Source organism: Egibacteraceae bacterium (assembly GCA_040905805.1).
Classification (GTDB): domain Bacteria; phylum Actinomycetota; class Nitriliruptoria; order Euzebyales; family Egibacteraceae; genus DATLGH01.
On record JBBDQS010000166.1, the window covers coordinates 1 to 23,928 of the forward strand.

Genomic DNA, 23,928 nt, shown 5'->3' on the forward strand with positions numbered 1-23,928 from the left:
GTCGGGTGACGGGCTGGCGCGGGTCGGGTGACGGGCTGGCGCGGGTCGGGTGACGCGTCGGCGCGGGTCGGGTGACGGGCTGGCGCGGGTCGGGTGACGCGTCGGCGCGGGGTCAGGCGCCGGGGATGGGCTGGCCCTCGCCGACCTTGTGGACCACGCGTCCGCTGGTGCCGTCCACCGCGACCTCGCCGGGTGCCCGGCCCTCGCGGTCGACGGGCAGCAGCGCCAGGGCCACCGCGCCGGCGCCGGTGGACGCCGCGCTGGTGACCGTGCCGGGCTTGCCGTCGGTGTCCACCGTGGCGCCGGCGGGGACGGGGCCGTCGAACTCGACGACCGCGAGCGCACGGCGGGGCCGGCCGAGGTTGTAGATCTTGGCGATGGACTCCTGCCCGGGGTAGCACCCCTTCTGCAGGTGCACGTGGGTGGGCAGCAGCCCGAGCTCCTGGGCGCGGCGCCCGGTGGAGATCTCGGTCGCCCAGCCGGGCACGCCCGCGTGGATGCGCCAGGCCTCCCAGTCGTCGAGGCTCGCCTCGGGCAGGCCGAGTCCGGCGACGCGCTCGTCGATCCACTCGCCGGGGCCGAGCAGGTCCACGCCCCCCGACCGGTCGCGGATCACCAGGCCGCCCCCGTGGGGGACGGCGGTCATGGGCTCGTCGCGGGCGCCCGTCAGCGCCACCGGCTCGGGGCCGCGCACGCTGGCGAGGGCGAACTCGTCGCTGGCGTCCACCGACTCGACCTGGGTCATGAACTTGAACTTCTCCAGCGACGCGGCCAGGTCCGCGGCGACCTCCGCCGGCGTGACGAGCAGCACGTGCTCGGCGTGCACCACGGCGCGCCCGGCGGCCTGGGGGTTGCCCTTCGCGTCCAGGTACAGGAAGTCCTCGACGGTCCCGGGAGCGGCCTCGGCCAGATGCTGGCTGAGCAGCGTGTGCAGGTAGGACAGGCGGTCCGGGCCGGTCACCCGCACCACCCCGGCGGGCAGGCGCACCACGGCGGTCTCGTCGATCAGGTGGGTCATGCTCCCACTGTATGGGCGTGGTCATTGCCTCGCGTGAGATGGGGTGGCATTCTGGCCGCACGACGGAAAGGAGGTGGTCCCAGCACATGATTTCTGATAGTTGCTACGTGACCGTTGAGGTGATGAGCCGCTAGGTTCACTCGGTCTGTCAGGCATCCCGACCGATACACCGTGATGCCTAGCGAATACCAACTCGTCGCCCGCTCGTTTCCGTCCGTGGGAGTTGGTCACGCCCGCCCACCCGGCCTCGCGAACGCGATCCCCGGGGACGTGACAGAGACGACGAGTGCAGGATGCTGACCGCCCCGGGCACCAACGGCCCGGGCCCGCAAGGGCCCGGGCGGTCCTCGTTCTGCGGCCGTGCCCCGCGGCCGGCGACCGCGCCCGGCCGGTGGCGTTAGCGTTGGGGCATGGAACGCAGCCTCGTCGTCAAGATCACGCACGCGCTCGACGACCCCGAGCGAGCGCACATCGGCTGCAACGTGGGGGCGGTCGCGCTGGCCAGCGGCATCGGCGTCCACCTCTTCCTGGCGGTGGAGGGCGTGGGGCTCGCCCAGGAGTCGGTGGCCTTGCAGCTCGAGCTGGCCGAGGCCCCACCGATCACCGATCTGCTCGACGCGCTCTACGCCGGCGGCACCGTCACGGTCTGCACGCCGTGCGCGACCCGCCGCGGGTTGGCGCAGGCCGACTTCCGCCCCGGCACCGAGATGGCCGGCTCGGCCCGCTTCGTCGAGCTCGCCACCGCCCCCGGCGCGACCGCCCTGGTGTACTGACTGAACTGAGCGGGGGATCGCCGGGGGTAACCGCGAGTAACCCTGCCAGAACTCGGGTTACTCGCGGTTGCACCCCGGTCGGAGGTGGGAGTCGGAGGTGGGATCGGGGTCCGCGCCGGCTCGGTGGTGCGGGGGCGGGCGCCTTATGCGGTGCGGGGGCGGGGGGCCTATGCGGCGCGACGGCGGGTGCGGACCTCGCCGCGGTCGAGCAGGGCCGTGACGTCGGCCGGGTCGGGCACGCCGGCGATGCGTCCCAGGACCAGACCGTCGGGGGCGACGGCGAAGGTGGTGGGGGTGCGCAGCACCTTGTGGGCGCGGGCGAGGTCGAGCTGTTCGGCGACGTCGGCGACGCGGACGGTGACGTCGTCGCGGTCGGCGACCGTCTGGTCCAGCACGCGGCGGGCCGTGACGCATGGTGCGCACGACGGAGCGGTGAACTCGACGAGCAGCTGGCGGCCGGACGGTGCGCCGAGCGCCGCGAGCTCGGCCTCGGTGAACCGGTCGGTGACCGCGCGGACCCGCCCGTCGCGGGCGCGCCACCACAGTGCGGCAGCCGCCGTCGCGGCGACGACGACGGCGAGGATCGCCAGCTCGGTCATCGGGTGACCCCCTGCAGCGTCGCCACCGTCATGCCCGGCTCTCCGTGCGCGACCCGCCGACCAGGCGCCTGCCGATCGCGTACATCTCGCAGCCGACGCACAGGCCGGTCGCGGCGAGCAACCCCGACAGGGCCACCACGACCAGCACCAGGGCCCAGCCGAGGACGCTCGCTCCGGCCAGCACCGCGGCCAGCCCGGCCCCGGTGAACAGCAGCCCCATCAGCTGGGAGAACCGGGGCCCCGCCTCCGGCTCGGTCGCCGGGGGCGGCCCCCAGTCGAGGCGGCGCTTCAGGAGCCGGAAGAGGTTGCCGTAGGGCGACCAGCGCAGCCCGGCGAGGGCGGACACGGCGAAGACCGCCACCTGGACGGCCAAGAGCACCGTGGACTGGGCCGCGAACGCGGCCGCCAGCACCAGGAAGGTCAGCGCGGCCGAGAACCGCGGACCGCGGACGTCGATCTCCATCGGGTGTCGCTCCTACTCTTGGGTCGGTCACATGCGTCGGTCAGAGGTCCTACTCTTGGGTCGGTCACATGCGTCGGTCAGCGGTCGTGGCGGGGTCGCTACCAGCCGATCAGCGCGTCGGCGGTGCGCAGCGCCTCGGCGAGGGCTTGGTGGTCGCGCACGGTCACGCCGGGCACGAGGTCGGCGGGGGCGAGCCCGAGGCGGTCGAGCTCGTCGGCGGCGACGATGACCTCGACGCCGCTCTCGATCAGGCCCTGCAGGTCCTGGGCGCTGGCGGCGGGCGGCAGGGCCACCCCGGCGAGCTCGCCGGGACGCACCTCGCCGCCCGACAGGGCCAGCTCGACGGCGGGGCCGCGCAGGACCAGGGTGAGCTCGACGTCCTCGGCCACGGCGTAGGCGTTGGCCTCCAGGGCGGGCTCGGTGGGCCGCAGCGCCCCCGCGACGCCCTGCAGCATGCTCACCACCCGCCGGGTCATGGCCGTCCCCCCGCCGTCACGGCGCACCGCCGGCGGAGAGCACGATGTCGGCGGTGCGCACGAACGCCCACAGGTCGGCGTGGTCGCCGGCGACGACGCCGGGGGCCTGGCGGTCGACGACGCCGAGGCGCCGCCCCGCCCCGCTGTCCACGACCCAGTCGAGGGTGCCGCCGTGGACGCCGCGGCGCAGCAGGGCAGCCACCGCCTCGGCGACCTCCCCGGAGCCGGCGGACAGCGCCGTCGCGTCGTCGTGGGCGAAGACCGTCACCCGGTGGCCGCGGTTGAGGACCCGCTCGGCCAGCTTGAGGGCCGTGGCGGTGCGCTCGCTGGTGACCCCCCCGGTGAGGACCAGTGCCATGGTGCGGGCCATCTAGAGCCACACCGCCCGGTCGGCCCCGTCGGCCACGAGGTCGGCGATCTCGTCGAGGTCGATGGTCTTGCAGCCCGGCGTGACGGCGTCGCCGACCAGCCCACGGCGGCGCAGCGCGTCGTCGTGGACGCTGACCGCCACCCCGGCGCCCAGCGCCGCGGCGACCGCGGACGCGTCGGCGTGTCCGGGCCGGGCCAGTGCGGCGGCGCGGTCGAGGAGCACGGCGGTGACGGTGTCCCCGGCACCCACCCAGGCCCGGGCCAGGTCCAGCGCCCACCGCGGGTCGCGCGAGACGAGCATGGCGTGGTGCACCGTCACTGCCCCTTCCGGATCAGCAGGCGGATCCCGGGGCGGTCGGTGGCGTCGGCAGCCCGCTCGACACCGAGCAGCTGGTGGCCGGCCCGGTCGGCCCAGCGGGCGAAGGCCGCGGGGGAGCCGGGGCCCTCGGCGATGACCTCCAGGACCTCCCCTGCCTGCAGCCCCGTCACCGCGCGCATCGCCCGTACCACGCCCTTCTCGCGGGGTTGGCCGCGCACGTCGACGCGGTCGACGGGCTGGACCGCCGGGCGCCCCCCCGCCTGGGCGCTCGCCCGCGCCCGCCAGGTGCGACCCCGCCCGGGGGCCTCGTCGGCCTCGGACAGGGTGACCGGCACCCCCACCGCGGCCAGCGCGCCGGAGACCAGCCCGCGCTCGAGCACCTCGGCCAGCTCCGGGCGGCCGGGGCCGAGCAGCGAGAAGGTCCCCGAGATCCCGACGATGTCCACCCAGTCCCGACCGGCCTTCACGACCCTGGCGTCGGGGGCCAGCGCCCTCAACGCGCGCAGCGCCGCGGAAGCGCGGTCCTCGAGGGTGCGGTCGGCGTCGGAGGGCGCCGGGGCGCCCTCGGCGGCGAGCACCAGTCGGCGGGCCTCGGACGCCGCGGACTCGTGCGCCCGGGTGGTCAGGGGCACGCCGCGCCCGTTGGCGGCCGGGGCGCCGTCGAGCAGCCCGGCCAGCAGGCGTACGAGCATGGCCGCGCACGCGGTGCCGCCGACGCCGTCCGTGGCGCCCGGGTCGACGCCGTCCACGTCGGCGCGGGCCTGGTAGAGCTTGGCGGGACGGCCGCCGCGGGGGTGCTTGCGCAGGCCCACCCCGACCAGGCCGGCGTCGGCGAGGGTCTCCAGGTGCGTGCGGGCGACGTTCGGGTGCAGGTCGAACGCGTCGGCGACGTCGCGGACGGTCAGCGCGGCCTCGGCCTCCTGCAGGTGCTCGTAGATCCCCGCGCGGGTCGACGAGCCGAGGGCCCGTGAGACGCTCACGGCGCGGCGCCGGGCGACAGGCCGCTCGACAAGTGCGGTGGACCCGGCGGCGGTCACGGTCGCTCCTCTGGTGGCGGGTCGGGTAGGGCGGGTCGGGTAGGGCGGGTCGGGGTTTGCACTGACCTCACCAGTGTTATCACGCCATCGACGCCCGCTCCAAGGTCGCATGGTAGTGGGAACGATGTAAACCCTACACCGCTGTCAGGCGGGCCAGGGCGTACGCGGCCGGGGCGGCGAGCAGCACGGGCAGCGCCACGGTGGTCAGCACGCCCGCGCCCCGCGGCAGCCCGGCGCCCCCGTCGGCGCGCCAGGCGGCGAGGGCGTCGTCCAGCGCCTCGCGGACCAGTCCCGCGGCGGCCGTGGCGACCAGCGCCACCGCGGTCACCCCGGCGGTGCTGGTCAGGGTGAAGGGCGGGGCGCCCACCGTGAGCAGCAGCCCGCCGGTCACGAAGGCCGCGGCCACCGTCGCGCCCGCGCCCGCGGTCGCGTCCATGCGGGCGGTGGCGACCTGGCGGGCCACCTCGACCACGACCACCGCCAGCACGACGCCGAGCACCCACCGGAAGCCGTCCGGCAGGGACCGCAGGAGCAGCAGGCCCCCCGCGCCGAGCCCCACCACCAGCCCGGCCAGCGCCGTGGCCCCCAGCACGTCGGTGACGTCATGGCGCCGCCCGAAGGCCAGCATGGCCAGGAACGTGGCGAGCACCCCGCCCGCGACGAGGTCGGGCGTGGCGGTCCAGCCCTGCTCGGGACGCAGGGCGACCAGCGCGGGCAGGCCCACCGCCGGGATGGCCGCCGCCAGCACGACGGGGCGGGGGCCGGCGCTGCCCAGCACGCTGCTGAGGTCCACCAGCAGCAGTACCGCCAGGACCACCACGACGACGGCGAACGGCCGGGGTCCGGCGACCAGGGCGATGACCGCGGCCAGCCCCGTCACCGCGCCCACCGGGACGGCGGTCACCGGCACGGCGGTCACCGGCGGGCTCCACGCCAGGTTCCACGGCGGGCTCCGCGGTGGGGTCGGGGCGTGGCGGGCGTGGCGCCCCCGCGGCCTTCACGGTGGGGTCGGGGCGTGGCGGGCGTGGCGCCCCCGCGGCCTTCACGGCGGGGTCGGGGCGTGGCGGGCGTGGCGCCCCCGCCGCCCCCGCCGCTGAACGGTGGCAGCAGCGCGATCTCCGACCCGTCGGCCACCTCGACGGCGGTGTCGCGGCCGACCGGGTCGCCGTCGACCAGGACCGTGCACACCGCCAGCCTGGCCGGGAAGGGCTCGCGGTACCGGTCGCGCAGCTGGTCCAGGACGGCCGGGAGCGGGCCCGGCTCGACCGTGGTCTCCGACGTGCCGGCAGCGTCGCGCACCGCGGCGAACAACCGTACTCGCACCGCCACCGCCGCCCTCTCCTCCCGTGTCCGTCGGCTCGATGGGCCCAACCGTACCGGCCTGCTGCGCTAGCATCGATGACGCTGGCCTGCCGCAGGAGGGAGCCCGGGTGCACCTGCTCGTCCTGTCCGAGGTCCCCGGTGCGGGCAAGTCCCTGCTGCCGGCCCTGGAGTTCCTCGACCACACGGTGGCCGCGGCCAGGCTGGCGCCCGAGTCATTAGACACCCAGGGGTCGGCCGACGTCGTGGTCGTCGACGCGACCGCGGACCTCGCGGCGGCCTCGCAGGTGTGCCGGGCCGCGGCGGCGGCGGAGCGCGCCCGCCCGGTGCTGCTGGTCGTGGCCGACGCGGGGTTGGCGGCGGTCAAGTCCAGCTGGGGCTTCGACGACTTCCTCGCGCCGTCGGCGCAGCCGGCGGAGCTGGAGACCCGCCTGCGCCTGCTGGCCGACCGGTCCCACCAGGACGTCGGAGGCCGCACCGAGAGCGTCGGGGAGCTCACCATCGACGAGGACACCTACATCGTCCGGCTGCGCGGGCGGCCGCTGGACCTCACGTACCGCGAGTTCGAGCTGCTGCGCTTCCTGGTCGCCCGTCCCCGCCGGGTCTTCACCCGCGGCCAGCTGCTCCAGGAGGTGTGGGGCTACGACTACTACGGCGGCACCCGCACCGTGGACGTGCACATCCGCCGGCTGCGGGCCAAGCTCGGCGCCGAGTACGAGCAGCTGATCGGCACCGTGCGGGGCGTGGGCTACAAGCTCGATCCCCAGGGCGCCGCCGGGCACAGCGGCGAACCGGACGACGACCCGGACGACGAGGAACCGGACGCGCCCGGTGCCTGACTCGTGAATCGCTCCGAGCCTGCGAGGACGATTCTCTGCTGTGCCGGGTGTGGCGGTCGCCCAGCGACCGCCATGGAATCCTGACTCGTGAATCGCTCCGAGCCTGCGAGGACGATTCTCTGCTGTGCCGGGTGTGGCGGTCGCGCAGCGACCGCCATGGAATCCTGACCCGGCGGTGGTGGCCCGCCAGGCCACGTCGCCGGGCCTCAGGCGGGTCGCAGCAGGTCGTCGGGTGCGGCGACCGCCGGGGGCACCTGCTCCTCGTAGCAGACCTCCATGTGGTCGGTCGCAAAGCCCGCCGACCGGTAGAGCGCGACCGGGCCGTGGTGCGCGGCGTCGACGTAGAGGATCGCCTGGCGGCAGCCGCGGTCGTGCATGTGCGCCAGGCCCGCGGCCAGGAGCGTGCGCCCGAGGCCGAGGCGCTGGGCCGCGGGGTCGACCGCCAGGACGTACACCTCGCCGACGGGCTCGTGGGCGGCGTCGGGGACCTCGTCGGCGTCGTGGCCGTGCCACTTGGTCCAGTGGAAGCCCAGCAGGTCAGCCCCGCGCCACGCGAGGATGAGCCCCTCCGCCGAGAACCAGCGCAGGGCGCGGCGCTCGGCCAGCATGGCCCGGTCCCACCCGCCCTGCTCGGGGTGCTCGGCGAACGCGGCGTTGTTGACCCGCAGCACCTCGTCGTCGTCCTCGCCGGGCCGGTACGTGCGCAGGACCACGCCCTCGGGCGGGGTGGGGACCGCCGGACGGTCGGGCAGCTTGCGGGTCATGAGCAGGAGCTCGCGCTGCACGGTGAAGCCGGCCCGCGCGGCCAGCGTCGTGCGGGCATCGGTGACGTGGCGCACCCACAGGTACAGCAGGCCGCCGCCCGTGCGCGCCACCAGCGCCCGGGTCGCGTCGAGCAGGCGCAACGCCAGCTGCTCGCAGTCGGCGCGGTCGGGGCGCACCACCACCTCGGCCGCTGCGCGGGGCCGGGCGCCCGGGGCGTTCCAGCGGATGTGGGCGTAGCCGACGAGCACGTCGCCGTCGTAGGCGAGCGCCCCGGTCCAGTCGGTAGCGCCCGCCGCGAGGTGGGCGTACTTGTGCTCGCCGACCGGCGGGTGGCCCTCGAGGCGCGTGACGTCGTCGAGCAGCGCGCGCACCCGGTCGACGACCGCGTGGTCGAGCGTCGCGGCCACCTCGATGCGCACCATGGCCTGCAGCGTACGATGCGGGTATGGACGTCGCCCACCGCCTCCGCGGCTCCGGCTACCGGCTCACCCCCCAGCGCCAGCTGGTGTGGGATGCGCTGCGCCGCGCCGACCGGCACCTGACCGCCGAGGACATCCACGTGGCGGTCACCGACGTGCTCCCCGAGTTCAACCTGGCCAGCGTCTACCGGACCCTCGCGCTGCTGGCCGAGCTGGACCTCGTGAAGGAGGTGCGCCTCCTTGAGGGCAAGGCCCACTGGGAGCTGGCCCACCCCGACGACGAGTTCCACCTCGTGTGCCGGATCTGCGGGACGGTGACCCATCACCGGGGTCCGCTCGTGCAGGAGGTGCGCACCCACCTGTCGGGCAGCCACGGATTCAGCCCCGAGCGGGTCGACCTGGTCGTGCACGGGGTCTGCGGCGGGTGCGCCCCGCGCTAGCGTGGGACAGCGCATATCGGTACACTGCGAAGGCGCCCCGCCGCGAGGTAGGCTGCTCTATCCCCAGGGCCGTTAGCTCAACGGGTAGAGCTCCGGACTTTTAATCCGGCGGAGCGGGTTCGAGTCCTGCACGGCCTACCAGCCGATCCAGCACCGGTCTCGACGTCCCACCGCTGTGTGTAGCACCGCTTGACGAACCACCGATGGACCTGTGGAGCAGCTAGGAGTGCTCGTCACCCTGTCAAGGTGAAGGTCGCGGGTTCAAATCCCGTCAGGTCCGCCACATCCCACCGCCCGGTCAGGTAGCTCAGTTGGTAGAGCGCTCGACTGAAAATCGAGAGGTCGGCGGTTCGACCCCGCCCCTGACCACCGCAGATCCCGGCGAGGCGCGGCGTCGGCCCGCCAGGGATCCCGCCGTCGGCGTGACGGGCGGCGCGCCAGCACAGTATGCTGCGCGCCGGCATCGACGAGGGGGCGGCTCTGCCATGACCTACCCGCAGATCTACACCGACGACGGCGTGTTCGACGCCTTCGACGAGGACCCGCTGCCCGAGCGGCCGGTGGACCCCGAGCGCGCGTTCCTGGGGTTCATCGCGGTCACGATCGTGCTGCTGATGGGCGTCGGGGCGTTCGTGGTCGTGCTCACCCAGCCGCCCTGGTAGCAGGCGCCCCCGGGAGGGGCGCTACCGGCCGTTGTGGGAGAAGTGCATCCAGTCCTTGGCGCTGCGCCACTCGCCGCCCCAGGGCCACCCGAGGGTCGCGAAGGCCTGGGTGACGGCGTCGCCGGGTTGGATCATCCCGGGGCGGTGACGCCCCCGGTCGACGTAGGCGGAGGCCAGCTCGGGCACGACCACGTCGTCGCGGGCGTAGGGGTTGTGGAACGGGTTGATGTCGACCGCCAGGCCGTAGGCGTGCTGGGACCAGGAGCCCGACGACACCGTGGAGCGGCACACGAAGGCGGTGGTGGTGTTGCCGTCGCCGGTGGCCGGGGCGTCGAGGTCGGCCGCGGTGATCACCCGCATCTCCTCGATGGGGAAGCGGGCGTCGTAGATGGCCCGGAAGACGTCGACCATGGCGTCGGCGACGCGCTCGTGCACCAGCAGCTCGCCGGTGTGGGGGCGCGCGTCGAACCCCCAGAACGTGACGGTCAGGTAGCGCAGGTCCTCCAGGGCCACCGGGCACGCCGGCGACCACGTCGAGCGGGCCGCGACCGCGCCGGGCACCGTCTCGACGGTGGCGGCGAACGCCTCGCCGGGCGGCGGCAGGTCGTCGGCGGGCGGCGGCAGACGACGGTCGTCCAGCTCCGGTGGCGTGGGCTGGATCTCGCCGAAGCCGTCGGGCCGCAGCGGCAGGACCCGGGTGCCGAGCCACAGCGGCCGTGCGGCCACCACCGCGGACGGGCCCGCGCCGGGGCCGGTCGCGGGGTCGGGGGTGGCGCCCTCGCCGGCGGCCCTGTCCAGCGCGGCCCCGTCGGGCGCAGCGGCCCCGTCGGGCACATCCGCTCGGTCGGGCGCCGCCGCGTCCTGGCGTGCCACGGGGTCGACGGCGGGGGCCGACTCCGCGCACGCTGCCAGGGCGAGACAGGCGCACAGGGCCAGCACGGTGAAGAGGGAGGGCATCGCCCCAACGGTATCGCCGGTGCCCGGCCCCGCAGCCCCGGTCCGCCAGCCCGCGCCCCGGCGTGCCCTTCCCCCCGCCCGCCCGGCCCTTCCCCCCGCCCGCCCCGGGCGCGTAGGATTGGCGGGCGGCTGGGCGTGGGGGCGGGACGCCGCATCGACGCGCAGCCGGGGACGCGCCGGCGGGAGGCGGATGGTCGTGGGAGTCTGGGTTGCCGGCGTGGCCGTGGTGGCCGTGCTGGCGCTGGTGTGGCTCGGGATCACCTACAACCGGCTCGTCGCCGCGCGCAACAAGACGGAGGAGGCCTGGGCGGGCATCGACGTGCAGCTCACCCGCCGCGCCGACCTCGTGCCCCAGCTGGTGGAGACGGTGCAGGGCTACCAGGTGCACGAGCAGCAGCTGCTCACCTCGGTCGCCGAGGCTCGCACCCGCATCGTCGAGGCCCACGGACCCCAGGAGTCGGGGCAGGCCGACGACGTGCTGGAGGGGGCGCTGCAGCAGCTGTTCGCCGTCGCCGAGGCCTACCCCGACCTGAAGGCCAGCGACAACTTCCTGGCCCTGCAGCGCGACCTGGTGACCCTGGAGGAGGACATCTCGTTCGCCCGCCGCTACTACAACGCGCTGGTCGAGCAGCTGAACACCGCTGTCCAACGGTTCCCGACCCTGCTGGTCGCCGGGCCGCTCGGCTTCGGGGCCGCGGAGTACTTCAAGGCCGAGGGCGAGGCGCGCCAGGCCCCCACCACGGAGTTCCGCTCGTGACCAGAAGTGCCCGGCGCCGCGCGCCCCGACTGCTCGGGCTGGTCGTGGCCGCCGCGTTGGCCGTGGCGGGTGCGGCGGCCACGGCCGGACCGGCCGGTGCCCAGGACGACACCGGGTGGGTGATCGAGTCCTTCGACGTGGTGGTCGACGTGCGCGCGGACGGCACGATCGCGGTCACCGAGGAGATCGGGGTGGACTTCTTCTCGTTGCGCCGCCGGGGGATCTTCCGGGTCATCCCCGCCCGCTACGACCTGTCCGCGCAGGAGGAGCAGCTCCTGCTGGACGAGGGGACCGATCCCGACCGGCACGTGCGGGCCTTCGACATCTCCGACATCGCGGTGTCCTCCACGGCGCCCGCGGACACCGAGATCACCCGCCCGAACCGCTTCGGCGAGCACAACCTGCGCATCCGCATCGGCGACCCCGACGTCACCGTCACGGGCAAGCAGACCTACCACATCAGCTACGAGGTGGCCGGCGCGCTCAACGCCTTCGAGGAGGTCGACGAGCTCAACTGGAACGCCACAGGCGACGAGTGGCCCGTGCCCGTCCTGGCCGCTCGGGTGGTCGTCCGGGGCCAGCCCATCGCCCGGGCGGCCTGCTACCAGGGCCCCCGGGGGTCGACTGACGCCTGCGCCGAGCAGCTGGACATGGCCGAGCCGGAGACCAGCGTCGGCTTCGCCACCGGCCGGCTGGAGGCGGGCGAGGGGATGACGGTCGCGGTCGGCTTCCCGCGCGGGACCGTCGACGTCGGCGAGCCGATCCTCGTCGAGCAGTGGGACCTCGGGCATGCGCTCACCGGCAGCCCCGCGGCCGTGCCGCTCACCGGGCTGACCGCGTTGCTCGGGTTCGGCGGCGTCGGCGTGCTCGCCTACCGCCGGGGCCGCGACCGGGTGACCCGCGGCGGGATGACCGTGGACGGGCGGCCCGACCACGGGGAGGCCGGCGACGGCGCCGAGCCCGCCCGGCGGGGACTGTTCTCGCCGCGCCCGGTGACCGTCCAGTACCGCCCGCCCGAGAACCTGCGCCCCGGACAGCTCGGGGTGATCGTCGACGAGCGTGTCGACCCGGTGGACATCAGCGCCACGATCGTCGACTTCGCCGTGCGCGGCTACCTCACCATCGAGGAGAGCACCACCGGGCGCATCCGCAAGCGCACCGACTGGACCCTGACGCGCACCGACAAGCCCGAGGACGGCCTCCTGCCCTTCGAGCGCACGTTGCTGACCGGGCTGTTCCAGACCGGCTCGAGCGTGGAGATGTCGGCGTTGACCGGCTCGTTCTCGTCGGAGTACCAGCAGGCCAGCAAGCAGCTGTACGCCGACGCCGTCAGCCGCGGGTGGTTCACCCGCAGCCCCGCGAAGACCCGCGGCGCGTGGATCGCCGTGGGCATCCTCGCGGTGCTCGTCGCGGTCGGGCTGCTGGTCGCCGCGGCGCTGTGGACCAGCGTGGCGCTGGCCGTCGTGCCGCTGGTGCTGGCCGCCGCCGCGCTGCTCGTGGCCCACCGCTGGATGCCCCACCGCACGCCCGCGGGCAGCCGCATGCTCGTCGACACCCTCGGGTTCCGGGAGTTCATCGCCACCGCCGAGGCCGGGCGCATGGAGTTCGCCGAGCAGGAGAACCTGTTCGAGGCCTATCTGCCCTACGCCATCGTGTTCGGCGAGGTGGACCGGTGGGCGTCGGCGTTCGCGCATCTCGGCGCGGCCGCGATGACGACCGGGGCCGCGGCCTGGTACGTCTCCTCGTCGGGGCACCGGGACCTCGGCTCGCTGTCGTCGGGGCTGTCGAGCTTCTCCAACACCGTCGGGTCCGGACTGGCGACCACGCCGTCGAGCAGCGGCTCGGGCGGCGGCGGCTCCTCGGGCGGCGGCGGTGGCGGCGGCGGAGGCGGCTCCTGGTAGTCGCCGTTGCCGGCGGCGCGGCGCTGGTGGCCCGTGCCGTGCGCGCTGGCGCGCGCGCCCGCCCCTCTAGGATGGCGCTATGGCCTCCGAGCGCTTCGCGTCGTTCACCAACCGCCTGTCCCAGCTGGGCCAGGCGTTCACGAACACCCGCCAGGCCGACCCGCGCCTCGTGCCCCTCATGGTCGGGGTGCCCCTCGTCGTGCTCGCGGTCAGCATCGGGCTCGGCGGACTGGCGGGGCGGTGGATCACCGGGACGATCGTCGGGGTGCTGTTCGCGCTCCTGGCGGCCCTGGTGGTGTTCGGGCGGCGGGCCTCCAAGGCGATGCTCGGCTCGATCGAGGGTCAACCGGGGGCGGCCGCGGCCGTGCTCCAGACCATGCGCGGCAAGTGGCGGGTGACCCCCGCGGTGGCGTTCACGCGCAAGCAGGCGTTCGTGCACCGCGTCGTGGGCCGCCCGGGCGTCGTGCTCGTGGGGGAGGGCGCGGTGGCGCGGGTACGGTCACTGCTGAAGCAGGAGGCCCGCAAAGCCGCCCGGGTCGTGGGCGACACCCCTGTCCACGAGGTCGCCGTCGGTGACGGGGAGGGCCAGGTCCCCCTGGGCAAGCTGCAGGCCCACCTGACCAAGATGAAGCGGGTCGTGCGGACCCGGGACATCCCCGAGATCGACCGGCGGCTGCGGGCGCTCGGTGACCGCGAGGTGCCTCTGCCCAAAGGCCCGATGCCCCGCGGCAAGCGCCGTCAGTAGACGCGGTCGGGTGCCGACCACCCCCCGGCCGGCACCGTTCCCGCGGCTACTCGTCCCGCGCCTACTCGGTCGCCGGCTCGGAGCCCTGCCCGTTCAGCAGCGCGTGCACCTCCGACGCCCGATAGCGGCGGTGGCCGCCCAGCGTGCGGATCGACGAGAGCTTCTCGGCCTTCGCCCAGCGCGTGACCGTCTTCGGGTCCACACGAAACAGCTTGGCCACTTCCGAGGGCGTCAGCAACTCCTCATCCGGACTCGTCATCTTCGGCATACCGGACCTCCTTTGGGCGGTGCTCGTTGGCTGGGCGTGGTCTGGGCCCAAAGCGGTCCATCGCCGCTTGGTCAGCATTTGCAGGTCGAGTCCCAAAATGCGACCCTTTTCCTGCCTCTCGCAAAGTGTAACACGCACATAGCGATCATGGTCAGAGTATCACGTTCCGGCAGAAGCTAGACTACTGCCCACTAAGGCCGGGACCAACGATACCCCCCGGACGGGGGGGTAGGATACCCCACGCCCGGGGGCACTTCGACCATCGGGCCCCAAACCGCGCGGGGGGGCGCGGCGCGGGTGGTGGTGGGGCCAGACGGCGGGAAGGAGCGAACACGGTGGCGGGACCCTTCGACCTGCTCGACGGTCACGAGCAGGTGGTGTTCGGCCAGGACCGCGAGGTGGGGCTGCGCTGCATCATCGCGATCCACTCGACCGCGCTCGGACCGGCGCTTGGCGGGACCCGGTTCTACCCGTACACCGAGGAGCGCGACGCGCTCGTGGACGTGCTGCGGTTGTCCCGGGCGATGGCGTACAAGGCGGCGTGCGCCGGCCTGGACCTGGGCGGCGGGAAGGCCGTGATCATCGGCGACCCGGGCGTCGACAAGACCGAAGCGCTCCTGCGGGCCTACGGCCGGGTCGTGCAGTCCCTCGGCGGGCGCTACGTGACCGCGTGCGACGTCGGCACCGCGCCCGCCGACATGTCCCTGGTGCGCCGGGAGACCCGGTGGGCCACCGGCATGGAGGAGGCGCAGGGCGGGTCGGGGGACTCGGGGGTGCTGACCGCCTACGGGACGTTCGTCGGCATCCGGGCGTGCGTGGAGCGGGTCTACGGATCCGCGTCCCTCGGCGGCCGCCACGTGGCCATCCAGGGGGTGGGCAAGGTCGGGCGCCGGCTCGCCGCGCTCCTGGCCGAGGCCGGCGCCACGCTGACCGTGGCCGACGTGGACACCGCCGCCGCCGAGGCCTGCGCGGAGCGGGTCGGGGCGGCGGTGGTCCCGGCGGAGGCGATCCACGCGGTGCCAGCCGACGTCTTCAGCCCGAACGCGCTCGGCGGGGTCATCGACGACGAGACGCTGCCCGACCTGGCGTGCGCGATCGTCGCCGGCGCGGCCAACAACCAGCTCGCCGACGAACGCCACGGGGACGCGCTCGCCGACGCCGGCATCCTGTACGCCCCCGACTACGTCATCAACGCCGGCGGGCTCATCCAGGTCGCCGACGAGCTGCACCCCGGCGGGTACCGCGTCGAGCGGGCCCGCCGCCACGTCGAGGACATCGCCGGGCGGCTGCACGACGTGTTCGCGGTGGCGGCGCAGGAGGGCTGCTCCACCGCCGCGGCCGCCGAGCACTACGCCGAGCGGCGCATGGCCGCGGTCGGTCGCCTCCGCGGGTTCTGGTTGCCCGACGGCACCTAGGGCGACAGGCCGGCGAGGTGCACGCCGGGGCGGTCGGTGACCTGGCCGCAGACCCAGGCGTCCATCCCCCGGTCCGCCAGGAGCCCGACCGCGTCCTTGCCGGCGGGCACCGTCGCCAGCATGCCGGCGCCCATGTTGAACACCCGCCACATCTCGGCGGGCGCGACGTCGCCGTGCTCGGCGAGCAGCCCGAAGATGGCCGGCGGGGTGAAGGTGGTGGTGTCCACGACCGCGCCCAGCCCCTCGGGCAGGGCGCGGGGCAGGTTGCCGGGGATGCCACCGCCGGTGACGTGGCAGAAGCTGTGCACCTCGGTGGCGCGGGCCAGGGCCAGGCAGTGGGGGGCGTAGATGCGCGTGGGGCGCAGCAGGGCCTCGCCGAGCGTCTGCACCGTCAGGCCGTGGTCGGCGTGCAGGTCAAGGCCGGCGACGAGACGTCGTGCCAGGGAGTAGCCGTTGGCGTGCAGGCCCGTGGAGGTCATGGCCACCACGTCGTCCCCCGGGCGGACGCGGTCCGGGCCGAGCAGGCGTGGACGGTCGACGATGCCGACCCCGAAGCCGGCCACGTCGTACTGCCCGGGGGCCATGACGCCGGGATGCTCGGCCGTCTCCCCGCCGACCAGGGCGCAACCGACCTGTGCGCAGCCCTCGGCGATGCCGGCGACGACCTGCTCGACGTGGGCGGGGTCCAGCCGGCCGACCGCGAGGTAGTCGAGGAAGAACAGCGGCTCCGCACCCGGCACCACGAGGTCGTCAACGACCATCGCGACCAGGTCGAGCCCGATCGTGTCGTGGCGGTCCAGGGCCCGGGCGATCTCCAGCTTGGTGCCGACCCCGTCGGTGGCGCTGACCAGCACCGGATCCTTGTAGCGGCGGGTGTCGAGGGCGAACAGCCCGCCGAACCCGCCGATCGCATCGAGCACCTCGGCCCGGCGCGTGCGCTCCACGTGGGGCCTGATGGCGGCCACCGCGGCCTCCGCCGCGTCGAGGTCGACGCCGGCTGCCGCGTAGGTCGGCCGCTCCTCGCTCACCGCGCGGCCGCCACGCTCAGGCCAGCTCGGTGAAGAGGGCGGGCTGGGGGACACGGCTCGGCTGCTCCATGGGCACCGGGATCGGGTACTGCCCGTCGAAGCAGGCGCGGCAGAGGCTCGACGCGGGCCGGCCGGTGGCGGCCACCAGCGCGTCCAGCGACAGGTAGGCCAGCGAGTCGGCGCCGACGAAGTCGCGGATCTCCTCGATGGTCAGGCCCGAGGCCACGAGCTCGGCGCGCGTGGCCATGTCCACGCCGTAGTAGCAGGGGTTGCGCACCGGGGGGGAGGTGATGCGCAGGTGGACCGCAGCGGCGCCGGACTGGCGCAGCATCGCCACCAGCTGGCGTGACGTGTTGCCCCGCACGATCGAGTCGTCGACCACGACCAGGCGCCGGCCCTCGATCATGTCCCGCAGCGGGTTGAGCTTCAGGCGGATGCCGAGCTCGCGCACCGGCTGGGACGGCTCGATAAAGGTCCGCCCGACGTAGCGGTTCTTGACCAGCCCCTCCCCGTAGGGGATCCCGGCGCCCTCGGCGTAACCGGCCGCCGCGGCGGTGCCCGAGTCGGGGACGGGGATCACGAGGTCGGCGTCCACGGGGGCCTCGCCGGCGAGCAGCTCGCCCATGCGGTGGCGCGCCGCGTACACGCTCGTGGTGCCGGAGCGCTCACCGAGGTCGGCCACCCGGTGGTCGGGGCGGGCCAGGTAGACGTACTCGAAGACACACAGGGCGGGCGTGGCGTCGGCGAAGCGGCGGCTGCGCAGCCCGTCGGCGTCGACGGCCACGAGCTCACCGGGCTCGACGTCGCGGACCAGGTGCGCCCCGACGATGTCGAGGCCCGACGTCTCGCTCGCCAGCACGTAGCCGCCGCGGGGCAGGCGCCCGATGACCAGGGGCCGCACCCCGTGGGGGTCGCGGAAGCCGTAGATGGTGGTCTCGTCCATGACCACCACCGAGAACGCGCCGTGCAGCCGGCGCGCGACGTCGATGATGGCCCCCTCCAGGGAGGTGGAGTCCGCGCTGGCCAGCAGGGTGGTCAACAGCTCCGAGTCGGTGGTGCACGCCTCACCGGCCACGCCGAGCTCGGCGGCGAGGTGGCCGGTCGACACGAGGTTGCCGTTGTGGCCCAGGGCGATCGCCCCGCCACTCGGGGTGACCTTGAAGGCCGGCTGGGCGTTGTCCCAGGTCGACGAGCCCGTGGTCGAGTACCGCACGTGTCCGACGCCCAGGTGACCGTGCAGGCCCGCCAGGCGCGCCTCGTCGAAGACCTTGTTGACCAGGCCCATCTCCTTGGTGACCAGGATGCGCTGGCCGTCGGACACGGCGATGCCCGCCGACTCCTGGCCGCGGTGCTGCAGGGCGTAGAGGCCGTAGAAGCAGAGCTTCGCGACGTCCTCGGCGGGAGCGAACACGGCGAAGACCCCGCACTCGTCGCGGGCGCCGGTGCGGGGCTCGGTCACGTGCCAGCCGGACCGCTGCGGGGGGTGAGGGTCATGGACAGCCACCGGTTTCCGGGTTGCAGGGGATCGGGCGGGAGCAAGGTCACGTGGCCAGTCTACGGCCCGTCGGCGGGCGCTGCGGCAGGCGCTAGGCTCGGCCGCGACGATGGCTGACGACGCCCGAGCGCCCGAACCCGACGGTCCGTCCCGGGCCGCCCGCTGGGGTCGCAAGGCGGTGATGCTCGCCGTGGTGGTGGTCGCCGCCCTGCTGCTCGGGCGCCTCGGCGGCGGCGTGGACAGCGGGCCGGCGACCCCGGCCGGGCGGCCCGGCGCGGCAGCGGTCGCGGGTTAGCCCCTTCCCCCAGCCGGGTACCTGCATGGTTGGAGCACCGATGGCCAGGAGGACGCCATGGCACCGCACGACCCGTTGGTACGCGCCGGCAGCACTCGCCCGAGCTGGTCGCGGGGTGCGGCGTGAGGGCCGCGGTGCTGGCTCGCGCCACCGCCTCCACCGCGCTGGCGGCGGCCGCCAAGGCGATGGCGGTCGGCTCGCGCCTGGCCGACCAGGTCGCCGGGCGGGTGCGACCCGACCCGCCGCCCGCCGGCGGTGATGGGCGCGCCCGGGCCGGGCAGGAGGGGCCCACCCCGACCCCCGACCGGGCGGCGGCGCGCGGCGCGGTCCGCACGCCCCCGACCGAACCGGTGCCGCAGGTCCCGACCCGTGCGCGCACCGACGAGACCCACGTCGAGGAGCTCGCGGCCGGCACCGCCGCGGAGGTGCTCGCCGTGATCCCCGAGCTGTCCACCGACGAGCTCGGCCGGCTCTACGAGCACGAGGCGGCGAACAAGAACCGCAAGACCGTGCTCGCCGGGGTCGAGCGGGCCACCGATCCCCGCCTGCCCGACGAGTCGGCGTCCGAGCCGATGCCGGAGGCGGGCGGCGTCCCGACCAGCGGCACGTCGACCCCCCCGGGTGGTGGCGGGTCCTGATCCCCGGGCGGTCCTGACCCCCGCGTGAGGGACCGCAGACCGCACACCGCGGTGGGATCCGGGGTGGCGGTCAGGCGCCGCCGAGGCCGAGGGCGCCCGCCAGGGCGTCGCGGCGCACGGCGTCGACCGCGTCGAGGTCGAGCGACACGATCCCGTCGATCGCCAGCACGCGTTCGGCGGTGACCCGGCCGAGCCGGCGCAGCGCGACGCCCCGCGCCGCGCACCGCTCGGCGAGGCGGTCGAGGTCGCCCGCCCGCGCGCTCGCGACCACCCGCGAGGGCGACTCGCTGAACAGCCACTGGTGGGCGGGCACGGTCTCCTCGGCGGCGACGGCGGCGCCGAGGCCCCCGGGCAGGCAGCACTCGACGAGGCTGGTCACCAGCCCGCCGACGCTGACGTCGTGGGCGCTGGTCAGCAGGCCCCGCGCGGCGGCGTCGACGAGCAGCTCGTGCAGCGCCCGCTCCTGGTCCAGGTCGACCGCGGGGGGTCGACCGGCGACCCGCCCCGACGTGGTCCATACGTACTCCGAGCCGCCCAGCCCGGGACGGGTCGGCGCCCCGATCAGCACGACGGCGTCGCCCGCTGCGGCGAAGGCCGAGGGCACGGCGCCCGCCACGTCCTCGAGCAGGCCGAGCACCCCGATCACCGGCGTGGGGTGCACCGCCGCGGTGCCGGTGGCGTTGTAGAAGCTCACGTTGCCGCCGGTGACCGGGGTGCGCAGGGCAGCGCACGCCTGGCCCATGCCGGCGATCGTGTCGCGAAACTGGCCCATGATCTCGGGGCGCTCGGGCGAGCCGAAGTTCAGGCAGTTGGTCGCCGCGACCGGCCGGGCACCGGCGCAGGCGACGTTGCGGGCGGCTTCGGCCACCACCAGCCGCGCGCCCTCGGCGGGGTCCAGCGCGCACCACCGGCCGTTGCCGTCGGTGCTCAGGGCCACGCCGCGCCCGTCGCCGCCGGGCAGGCGGATGACGGCGGCGTCCGCGCCGGGGCCGGCCACCGTCCCCGACCCGACGATCGCGTCGTACTGCTCGTAGACCCACGCCGCGCTGGCCACGTTGGGGCTTGCCAGCACGGCCAGCGCCACGGCGTGCAGGTCGGCCGGCGGATCCTCGCCGTCCACGTCGACGCCGGCGTGGGGGTGGACCCAGTCGGTCACCGGGCGGGTGTACACCGGGCCGTCGTCGGCCAGGGAGGCGGCGGGCGCGTCGTGCACGACCTCGCCGCGCCAGGTGAACACCAGCCGGTCGCCGTCGGTGACCTCGCCGATGGGGGTGGCGTCCACGCCCCAGCGCGCGCAGACGGCGAGCACCGCGGCCAGCTGGTCGGGCGACACCAGGGCGAGCATGCGCTCCTGGGACTCCGAGCAGAGGATCTCCCAGGGCTGCATGGACGGCTCGCGCAGCGGCACCCGGTCGAGGTCGACACGCATGCCCATCCCGGCCGCCGAGGCCATCTCGGCCGTCGAGCAGGCGATCCCCGCCGCGCCCATGTCCTGGATGCCCGACAGCAGGTCGGCCTCGTAGAGCTCCAGGCAGGACTCGACGAGCAGCTTGCCGGCGAAGGGGTCGCCGACCTGGACGTTCGGGCGCTTGGCGTCGGCCAGGCCGCCCGCGCCGAACTCCGCCGACGCCAGCACCGACGCCCCCCCGATGCCGTCGCGGCCGGTGCGCTGGCCGATCAGCACCGCGATGTCCCCGGGCGCCTCGGCGCGCGCCAGCTGGATGCGGTCGGCCGGCAGGACGCCCAGGCACAGCGCGTTGACCAGCGGGTTGCCGGCGTAGCACGGGTCAAAGGCCGTCTCGCCGCCGACGGTGGCCACGCCGATCGAGTTGCCGTAGTGCCCGACGCCGCGCACGACCCCGTCGACCACCCAGCGGGTCGTCGCGTCCGCGGGGTCGCCGAAGCGCAGCGCGTCGAGCAGGGCGATCGGCCGCGCGCCCATGGTCAGGATGTCGCGGATGATGCCGCCCACACCGGTGGCCGCGCCCTGGAAGGGCTCGACGAAGCTCGGGTGGTTGTGGCTCTCGATCTTGAACGTGACGGCCAGGCCACCGCCGACATCGACCACGCCGGCGTTCTCGCCGGGGCCGACGAGGATCTCCGGGCCCTGCGTCGGCAGGCCCCGCAGGTAGATGCGCGAGGACTTGTACGAGCAGTGCTCGGACCACATCACCGAGTACGTGCCGAGCTCCGCCGTGGACGGCTCCCGCCCGAGGGTGTCGGCGACGCGGTCGTACTCGTCGTCGGTCAGCCCGAGCTCCTTGGCGAGCAGGCGGGGGTCGGGCGCGGGGACCGGGACGGCGCTCACGCCGGGGCCGTGATGCGCGCCAGGGCGGCCCGGAGCAGCCGGGCCCCGTCGGTCGAGCCGAGCAGCGGGTCCACGGCGTGCTCGGGGTGGGGCATCAGCCCGGCGACGTTGCCCCCGGCGTTGGTGACCCCGGCGATGCCGGCCACGCTGCCGTTGGGGTTGGCCCCGTCGTCGACCGTGCCGTCGGCGTGGCAGTAGCGGGCGAGCACCTGACCGGCGGCGGCCAAGCCGTCGGGATCGGGGTGCACGTAGCGCCCCTCCCCGTGCTTGACCGGGATGTCGAGGATCGTGCCCGGCGCGATCCCCGCCGTCCACGCTCCGACCGCCTCCACGCGCACGTGCTGGCGGCGGTGCACGAAGCGCAGACCCACGTTGCGGGTCAGCGCGCCGGGCAGCAGGCCCGCTTCGCACAGGACCTGGAAGCCGTTGCAGACGCCGAGCACCGGCCCGCCCCGGCCGGCGAACCCGGCCACCGCACCCATCACCGGCGAGAAGCGCGCCAGCGCCCCGGTGCGCAGGTAGTCGCCGTAGGTGAACCCGCCCGGCAGCACGACCGCCTCGACCCCGGCGAGGTCGGCGTCGCCGTGCCACAGGCGCACCGGCTCGGCGCCGACCAGCTCCAGCGCGTAGGCGGCGTCGCGGTCGTCGCACGAGCCGGGGAAGGTCACCACGCCGATGCGCATGGCGGCCATCGTAGCGGCAGGGTCCGTCCACAGGCGCCGTGTGATCGCCCCACCGGGCGTATCCTGGGCCGACGGTCGACGCATGACCCCGCGGAGGCGACCATGTCCGAGGCACCGGCCACCCACGGCTACACCTACGACGACCTCGCCGGGTTCCCCGACGACGGCTACCGCCGGGAGATCATCGGCGGGGAGCTCATCGTGAATGCGGCGCCCGCGCCGGGGCACCAGGACGCGGTGCTCGAGCTGGGCGCAGGCCTGCTGGCGTGGACGAAGCGGAACGGCGGCAAGGTCTACGTCGCGCCGCTCGACGTGTACTTCGCCCACGACGACGTCGTCGAGCCTGACGTGGTCTTCCTGCGCCCCGAGCACGCCGAGCAGATCGGCGACCGCTACGTCCGCGACGCCCCGGACCTCGTGGTCGAGGTCTCCTCGCCGTCGACCCGGCGCCTGGAGCTCGTGCGCAAGCGCGACCTCTACGAGCGCTACGGCGTCCCCGAGTACTGGTACGTCGACCGGGACGCGGACCGGGTCGAGGTGTACCGGCTCGGCACGGACCGCCGGTACGCCACCCCCGCCCTGCTCGGGTCCGGCGAGCACCTCACGACGCCGGCCGCACCGGGCTTCCGGGTCGCGGTGGACGACGTGCTCGGGCTCGGGTGACCGCGAGCGAGTGGACGCCGCCACCTGCCACCGCGGGGCGGGTCCGCAGGAGGCGTGGGGCCGGGCGGTGCTCGAGCTGCCCGCGCCCGTTGACGCGATCCTGTCGACGGCGACGTTCCACTGGCTCCCCGACCACCCGCGGCTGGTCGCCCTGCGTCCTGCGTCCTGCGGCCGGGGGGACGGCTGGTGGCGCAGTGCGGGGGGCGAGGCAACCTCGACGCGGTCCTGGCCGTGGTGGACGAGGTCGCCGCCGACCCGGCGTTCGCCGGCGCCTTCGCCGGGCCGCCCCGTGCGGTTCGCCTCGGCCGAGGAGACCGCCGAGCTGCTGGACGCCGCAGGGTTCACCGACGTGCGCCCGGTCGCTCCCGCGGTGCCTGAGTGTGCATCGCCAGAGCGTGCGGGGACGGGGTTCTCCGGTGTGCCGGGTGTGGCGGGTCGCGCAGCGACCGCCATGGGATCCTGACCATGGCCCGTGCTGCCCGTGGTATGGCAGAGTATGCGGACCTGGTGCCCGAGCTCTGGAGTGGGGGGATCCATGAAGGCGTTGATTCTGCTGGCCGTGGGCGCCGCGGCCCTCGCGGGCGTCCTCGGCACGATCATCCGGTCCAGGAGGCGCAGCTCGGCCCGCGCCGCGGTGGTCGCGCCCGCCGCCTCCGCGCCGGCGCCGGCACCCGTCCCCGAGGAGCGGCCCGCACTGGCGGTGGCACCCGTGGAGCGCCCCGAGCCGGCGCCCGCCCCCGAGGAGCCGCCCGCCCGCGACCCCGCGCCGGCAGCGGCGTCGACGGTGGAGCCCGCGCCGGCGCCGGCCCCCGTGGAGCGCCCCGACGCCGCGCCCGACCGTCCGTCGGACGACCAGACCGAGGCGCTGCCCGCCCTCGGCGCGACCTTCGAGCAGTACGTGCACGCTGACGGTCCGGCGGCGGCGGAGCTCGAGGGCCGCCTCGTCCAGCGGGTGTGCGACCTGCTGGGGTGGCCCACCGGGCCGGGGATCGCGGGACTGCTGCAGGCCGTCTGCGCCGAGACCGCGGCGCGCGGTGCCGCCATCCCCGCCGGTGAAGCCGACACGTTCGACACGCAGGTGGCGAGCATCACCCACGAGGTCCTGCTCGGCGTGACGCCCGCGCAGAGCAAGTTCGTCGTGGAGACCCTCCGGCTCAACGACGGGCCCGGTGCGGACAACGCGGTCAAGCCGATCGTCGTGGACGCCGCGGCGTTGCTGCTCGACGCCTGGGCGACGTGGGACACCGCCAAGCCCGCCACCACCTGACCACCCCGA

At 75.1% G+C, this 23,928-nt stretch carries 28 protein-coding genes and 3 tRNA genes; 15 read left to right on the forward strand and 16 right to left on the reverse strand.

Annotation, left to right across the window (positions count from 1 at the left end; translation table 11 throughout):
* Window positions 1–112: 112 nt before the first annotated feature.
* Window positions 113–1,018: a hypothetical protein gene (locus WD250_17595; GenBank protein ID MEX2622028.1), complete on the reverse strand. Its 906-nt coding sequence runs from the start codon at window positions 1,016–1,018 to the stop codon at window positions 113–115.
* Window positions 1,019–1,428: 410 nt separating this feature from the next.
* Between WD250_17595 and WD250_17600 the strand changes: the two genes are divergently transcribed.
* On the forward strand, window positions 1,429–1,791 hold the full coding sequence (locus WD250_17600; protein MEX2622029.1) for a DsrE family protein: 363 nt from the start codon (window positions 1,429–1,431) through the stop codon (window positions 1,789–1,791).
* Between the two features lie 167 nt (window positions 1,792–1,958).
* Here WD250_17600 and WD250_17605 read toward each other — a convergent pair whose 3' ends face one another.
* The 8 genes from WD250_17605 to WD250_17640 form a co-directional block, all read right to left on the reverse strand.
* On the reverse strand, window positions 1,959–2,390 hold the full coding sequence (locus WD250_17605; GenBank protein MEX2622030.1) for a thioredoxin family protein: 432 nt from the start codon (window positions 2,388–2,390) through the stop codon (window positions 1,959–1,961).
* A gap of 28 nt (window positions 2,391–2,418) precedes the next feature.
* The gene (locus WD250_17610) at window positions 2,419–2,853 is read right to left on the reverse strand and encodes a DUF4395 domain-containing protein (protein MEX2622031.1); all 435 of its coding nucleotides are present in this window, start codon (window positions 2,851–2,853) and stop codon (window positions 2,419–2,421) included.
* Between the two features lie 98 nt (window positions 2,854–2,951).
* A complete protein-coding gene (locus WD250_17615; protein MEX2622032.1) occupies window positions 2,952–3,329 on the reverse strand; it encodes a DsrE family protein in 378 nt (125 codons plus the stop codon).
* 16 nt (window positions 3,330–3,345) lie between these two features.
* Window positions 3,346–3,687 carry a hypothetical protein gene (locus tag WD250_17620; GenBank protein MEX2622033.1) on the reverse strand — a complete coding sequence of 114 codons (342 nt, stop codon included), beginning with the start codon at window positions 3,685–3,687 and terminating at the stop codon, window positions 3,346–3,348.
* 12 nt (window positions 3,688–3,699) lie between these two features.
* The gene (locus WD250_17625; GenBank protein MEX2622034.1) at window positions 3,700–3,999 is read right to left on the reverse strand and encodes a hypothetical protein; all 300 of its coding nucleotides are present in this window, start codon (window positions 3,997–3,999) and stop codon (window positions 3,700–3,702) included.
* A 14-nt stretch (window positions 4,000–4,013) separates the two neighbouring features.
* Complete coding sequence (locus WD250_17630; protein ID MEX2622035.1) at window positions 4,014–5,054, reverse strand: helix-turn-helix domain-containing protein; 1,041 nt, start codon at window positions 5,052–5,054, stop codon at window positions 4,014–4,016.
* A gap of 133 nt (window positions 5,055–5,187) precedes the next feature.
* Window positions 5,188–5,973 (reverse strand): hypothetical protein, encoded by a 786-nt coding sequence (locus tag WD250_17635; GenBank protein ID MEX2622036.1) that lies wholly within the window; start codon window positions 5,971–5,973, stop codon window positions 5,188–5,190.
* Window positions 5,970–6,383, reverse strand: coding sequence for a MoaD/ThiS family protein (locus WD250_17640; GenBank protein MEX2622037.1), 414 nt, complete (start codon window positions 6,381–6,383; stop codon window positions 5,970–5,972). Before WD250_17640 ends, WD250_17635 begins: the two co-directional genes overlap by 4 nt.
* 101 nt (window positions 6,384–6,484) lie before the next feature.
* Between WD250_17640 and WD250_17645 the strand changes: the two genes are divergently transcribed.
* A complete protein-coding gene (locus WD250_17645; GenBank protein MEX2622038.1) occupies window positions 6,485–7,213 on the forward strand; it encodes a response regulator transcription factor in 729 nt (242 codons plus the stop codon).
* A gap of 206 nt (window positions 7,214–7,419) precedes the next feature.
* Here WD250_17645 and mshD read toward each other — a convergent pair whose 3' ends face one another.
* Complete coding sequence (mshD, locus tag WD250_17650; GenBank protein MEX2622039.1) at window positions 7,420–8,400, reverse strand: mycothiol synthase; 981 nt, start codon at window positions 8,398–8,400, stop codon at window positions 7,420–7,422.
* A gap of 23 nt (window positions 8,401–8,423) precedes the next feature.
* Here mshD and WD250_17655 point away from each other — a divergent pair, with 23 nt between their 5' ends.
* The 5 genes from WD250_17655 to WD250_17675 all read left to right on the forward strand — a co-directional run bounded on the left by WD250_17655 (window position 8,424) and on the right by WD250_17675 (window position 9,499).
* On the forward strand, window positions 8,424–8,837 hold the full coding sequence (locus WD250_17655; protein MEX2622040.1) for a Fur family transcriptional regulator: 414 nt from the start codon (window positions 8,424–8,426) through the stop codon (window positions 8,835–8,837).
* A 66-nt stretch (window positions 8,838–8,903) separates the two neighbouring features.
* Window positions 8,904–8,978 (forward strand) — tRNA-Lys (locus WD250_17660).
* Window positions 8,979–9,042: 64 nt separating this feature from the next.
* Window positions 9,043–9,120, forward strand: a tRNA-Asp gene (locus WD250_17665).
* 13 nt (window positions 9,121–9,133) lie between these two features.
* A tRNA-Phe gene (locus WD250_17670) sits at window positions 9,134–9,206 on the forward strand.
* A 116-nt stretch (window positions 9,207–9,322) separates the two neighbouring features.
* A complete protein-coding gene (locus WD250_17675) occupies window positions 9,323–9,499 on the forward strand; it encodes a hypothetical protein (protein MEX2622041.1) in 177 nt (58 codons plus the stop codon).
* A 21-nt stretch (window positions 9,500–9,520) separates the two neighbouring features.
* On the opposite strand, the gene WD250_17680 is transcribed toward WD250_17675, so the two are convergent.
* A complete protein-coding gene (locus tag WD250_17680; GenBank protein ID MEX2622042.1) occupies window positions 9,521–10,456 on the reverse strand; it encodes a M15 family metallopeptidase in 936 nt (311 codons plus the stop codon).
* 196 nt (window positions 10,457–10,652) lie between these two features.
* Here WD250_17680 and WD250_17685 point away from each other — a divergent pair, with 196 nt between their 5' ends.
* From WD250_17685 to WD250_17695, 3 genes are all read left to right on the forward strand, one after another.
* Entirely contained in the window at window positions 10,653–11,213 is a 561-nt protein-coding gene (locus WD250_17685; GenBank protein ID MEX2622043.1) for a LemA family protein, read from the forward strand.
* Window positions 11,210–13,114 (forward strand): DUF2207 domain-containing protein, encoded by a 1,905-nt coding sequence (locus WD250_17690; GenBank protein ID MEX2622044.1) that lies wholly within the window; start codon window positions 11,210–11,212, stop codon window positions 13,112–13,114. The genes WD250_17685 and WD250_17690 overlap by 4 nt, the downstream gene beginning before the upstream one ends.
* Before the next feature lie 79 nt (window positions 13,115–13,193).
* The gene (locus tag WD250_17695) at window positions 13,194–13,859 is read left to right on the forward strand and encodes a DUF4191 domain-containing protein (GenBank protein ID MEX2622045.1); all 666 of its coding nucleotides are present in this window, start codon (window positions 13,194–13,196) and stop codon (window positions 13,857–13,859) included.
* Window positions 13,860–13,920: 61 nt separating this feature from the next.
* On the opposite strand, the gene WD250_17700 is transcribed toward WD250_17695, so the two are convergent.
* Window positions 13,921–14,127 carry a BldC family transcriptional regulator gene (locus WD250_17700; GenBank protein MEX2622046.1) on the reverse strand — a complete coding sequence of 69 codons (207 nt, stop codon included), beginning with the start codon at window positions 14,125–14,127 and terminating at the stop codon, window positions 13,921–13,923.
* A gap of 335 nt (window positions 14,128–14,462) precedes the next feature.
* Between WD250_17700 and WD250_17705 the strand changes: the two genes are divergently transcribed.
* The gene (locus WD250_17705; protein MEX2622047.1) at window positions 14,463–15,542 is read left to right on the forward strand and encodes a Glu/Leu/Phe/Val dehydrogenase dimerization domain-containing protein; all 1,080 of its coding nucleotides are present in this window, start codon (window positions 14,463–14,465) and stop codon (window positions 15,540–15,542) included.
* Here the strand turns inward: WD250_17705 and purM are convergent.
* Both purM and purF read right to left on the reverse strand, forming a co-directional pair.
* Window positions 15,539–16,570: a phosphoribosylformylglycinamidine cyclo-ligase gene (gene purM, locus WD250_17710; protein MEX2622048.1), complete on the reverse strand. Its 1,032-nt coding sequence runs from the start codon at window positions 16,568–16,570 to the stop codon at window positions 15,539–15,541. The two genes, WD250_17705 and purM, sit on opposite strands and share 4 nt — an antisense overlap.
* A gap of 16 nt (window positions 16,571–16,586) precedes the next feature.
* Entirely contained in the window at window positions 16,587–18,029 is a 1,443-nt protein-coding gene (gene purF / locus WD250_17715) for an amidophosphoribosyltransferase (protein MEX2622049.1), read from the reverse strand.
* 145 nt (window positions 18,030–18,174) lie between these two features.
* Here purF and WD250_17720 point away from each other — a divergent pair, with 145 nt between their 5' ends.
* Together WD250_17720 and WD250_17725 are read left to right on the forward strand one after the other, a co-directional pair.
* Window positions 18,175–18,360 carry a hypothetical protein gene (locus WD250_17720; GenBank protein MEX2622050.1) on the forward strand — a complete coding sequence of 62 codons (186 nt, stop codon included), beginning with the start codon at window positions 18,175–18,177 and terminating at the stop codon, window positions 18,358–18,360.
* A gap of 122 nt (window positions 18,361–18,482) precedes the next feature.
* Window positions 18,483–18,998 carry a hypothetical protein gene (locus WD250_17725; GenBank protein ID MEX2622051.1) on the forward strand — a complete coding sequence of 172 codons (516 nt, stop codon included), beginning with the start codon at window positions 18,483–18,485 and terminating at the stop codon, window positions 18,996–18,998.
* Between the two features lie 70 nt (window positions 18,999–19,068).
* Here WD250_17725 and purL read toward each other — a convergent pair whose 3' ends face one another.
* A complete protein-coding gene (gene purL / locus WD250_17730; protein MEX2622052.1) occupies window positions 19,069–21,306 on the reverse strand; it encodes a phosphoribosylformylglycinamidine synthase subunit PurL in 2,238 nt (745 codons plus the stop codon).
* Window positions 21,303–21,989: a phosphoribosylformylglycinamidine synthase subunit PurQ gene (gene purQ, locus WD250_17735; protein ID MEX2622053.1), complete on the reverse strand. Its 687-nt coding sequence runs from the start codon at window positions 21,987–21,989 to the stop codon at window positions 21,303–21,305. Before purQ ends, purL begins: the two co-directional genes overlap by 4 nt.
* Window positions 21,990–22,091: 102 nt before the next feature.
* Between purQ and WD250_17740 the strand changes: the two genes are divergently transcribed.
* Window positions 22,092–22,652, forward strand: coding sequence for a Uma2 family endonuclease (locus WD250_17740; protein MEX2622054.1), 561 nt, complete (start codon window positions 22,092–22,094; stop codon window positions 22,650–22,652).
* A gap of 535 nt (window positions 22,653–23,187) precedes the next feature.
* Window positions 23,188–23,919 carry a hypothetical protein gene (locus tag WD250_17745; protein MEX2622055.1) on the forward strand — a complete coding sequence of 244 codons (732 nt, stop codon included), beginning with the start codon at window positions 23,188–23,190 and terminating at the stop codon, window positions 23,917–23,919.
* Window positions 23,920–23,928: the final 9 nt, after the last annotated feature.

What these genes read in the sequence shown, in the direction of transcription:
- WD250_17595 (MEX2622028.1), bottom strand. Translation starts at nt 1,018, where the DNA reads ATGACCCACCTGATCGACGAGACCGCCGTGGTGCGCCTGCCCGCCGGG.
- WD250_17600 (MEX2622029.1), top strand. Translation starts at nt 1,429, where the DNA reads ATGGAACGCAGCCTCGTCGTCAAGATCACGCACGCGCTCGACGACCCC.
- WD250_17605 (MEX2622030.1), bottom strand. Translation starts at nt 2,390, where the DNA reads ATGACCGAGCTGGCGATCCTCGCCGTCGTCGTCGCCGCGACGGCGGCT.
- WD250_17610 (MEX2622031.1), bottom strand. Translation starts at nt 2,853, where the DNA reads ATGGAGATCGACGTCCGCGGTCCGCGGTTCTCGGCCGCGCTGACCTTC.
- WD250_17615 (MEX2622032.1), bottom strand. Translation starts at nt 3,329, where the DNA reads ATGACCCGGCGGGTGGTGAGCATGCTGCAGGGCGTCGCGGGGGCGCTG.
- WD250_17620 (MEX2622033.1), bottom strand. Translation starts at nt 3,687, where the DNA reads ATGGCACTGGTCCTCACCGGGGGGGTCACCAGCGAGCGCACCGCCACG.
- WD250_17625 (MEX2622034.1), bottom strand. Translation starts at nt 3,999, where the DNA reads ATGCTCGTCTCGCGCGACCCGCGGTGGGCGCTGGACCTGGCCCGGGCC.
- mshD (MEX2622039.1), bottom strand. Translation starts at nt 8,400, where the DNA reads ATGGTGCGCATCGAGGTGGCCGCGACGCTCGACCACGCGGTCGTCGAC.
- WD250_17655 (MEX2622040.1), top strand. Translation starts at nt 8,424, where the DNA reads ATGGACGTCGCCCACCGCCTCCGCGGCTCCGGCTACCGGCTCACCCCC.
- WD250_17675 (MEX2622041.1), top strand. Translation starts at nt 9,323, where the DNA reads ATGACCTACCCGCAGATCTACACCGACGACGGCGTGTTCGACGCCTTC.
- WD250_17680 (MEX2622042.1), bottom strand. Translation starts at nt 10,456, where the DNA reads ATGCCCTCCCTCTTCACCGTGCTGGCCCTGTGCGCCTGTCTCGCCCTG.
- WD250_17695 (MEX2622045.1), top strand. Translation starts at nt 13,194, where the DNA reads ATGGCCTCCGAGCGCTTCGCGTCGTTCACCAACCGCCTGTCCCAGCTG.
- WD250_17700 (MEX2622046.1), bottom strand. Translation starts at nt 14,127, where the DNA reads ATGCCGAAGATGACGAGTCCGGATGAGGAGTTGCTGACGCCCTCGGAA.
- WD250_17720 (MEX2622050.1), top strand. Translation starts at nt 18,175, where the DNA reads ATGGCTGACGACGCCCGAGCGCCCGAACCCGACGGTCCGTCCCGGGCC.
- purQ (MEX2622053.1), bottom strand. Translation starts at nt 21,989, where the DNA reads ATGCGCATCGGCGTGGTGACCTTCCCCGGCTCGTGCGACGACCGCGAC.
- WD250_17740 (MEX2622054.1), top strand. Translation starts at nt 22,092, where the DNA reads ATGTCCGAGGCACCGGCCACCCACGGCTACACCTACGACGACCTCGCC.
- WD250_17745 (MEX2622055.1), top strand. Translation starts at nt 23,188, where the DNA reads ATGAAGGCGTTGATTCTGCTGGCCGTGGGCGCCGCGGCCCTCGCGGGC.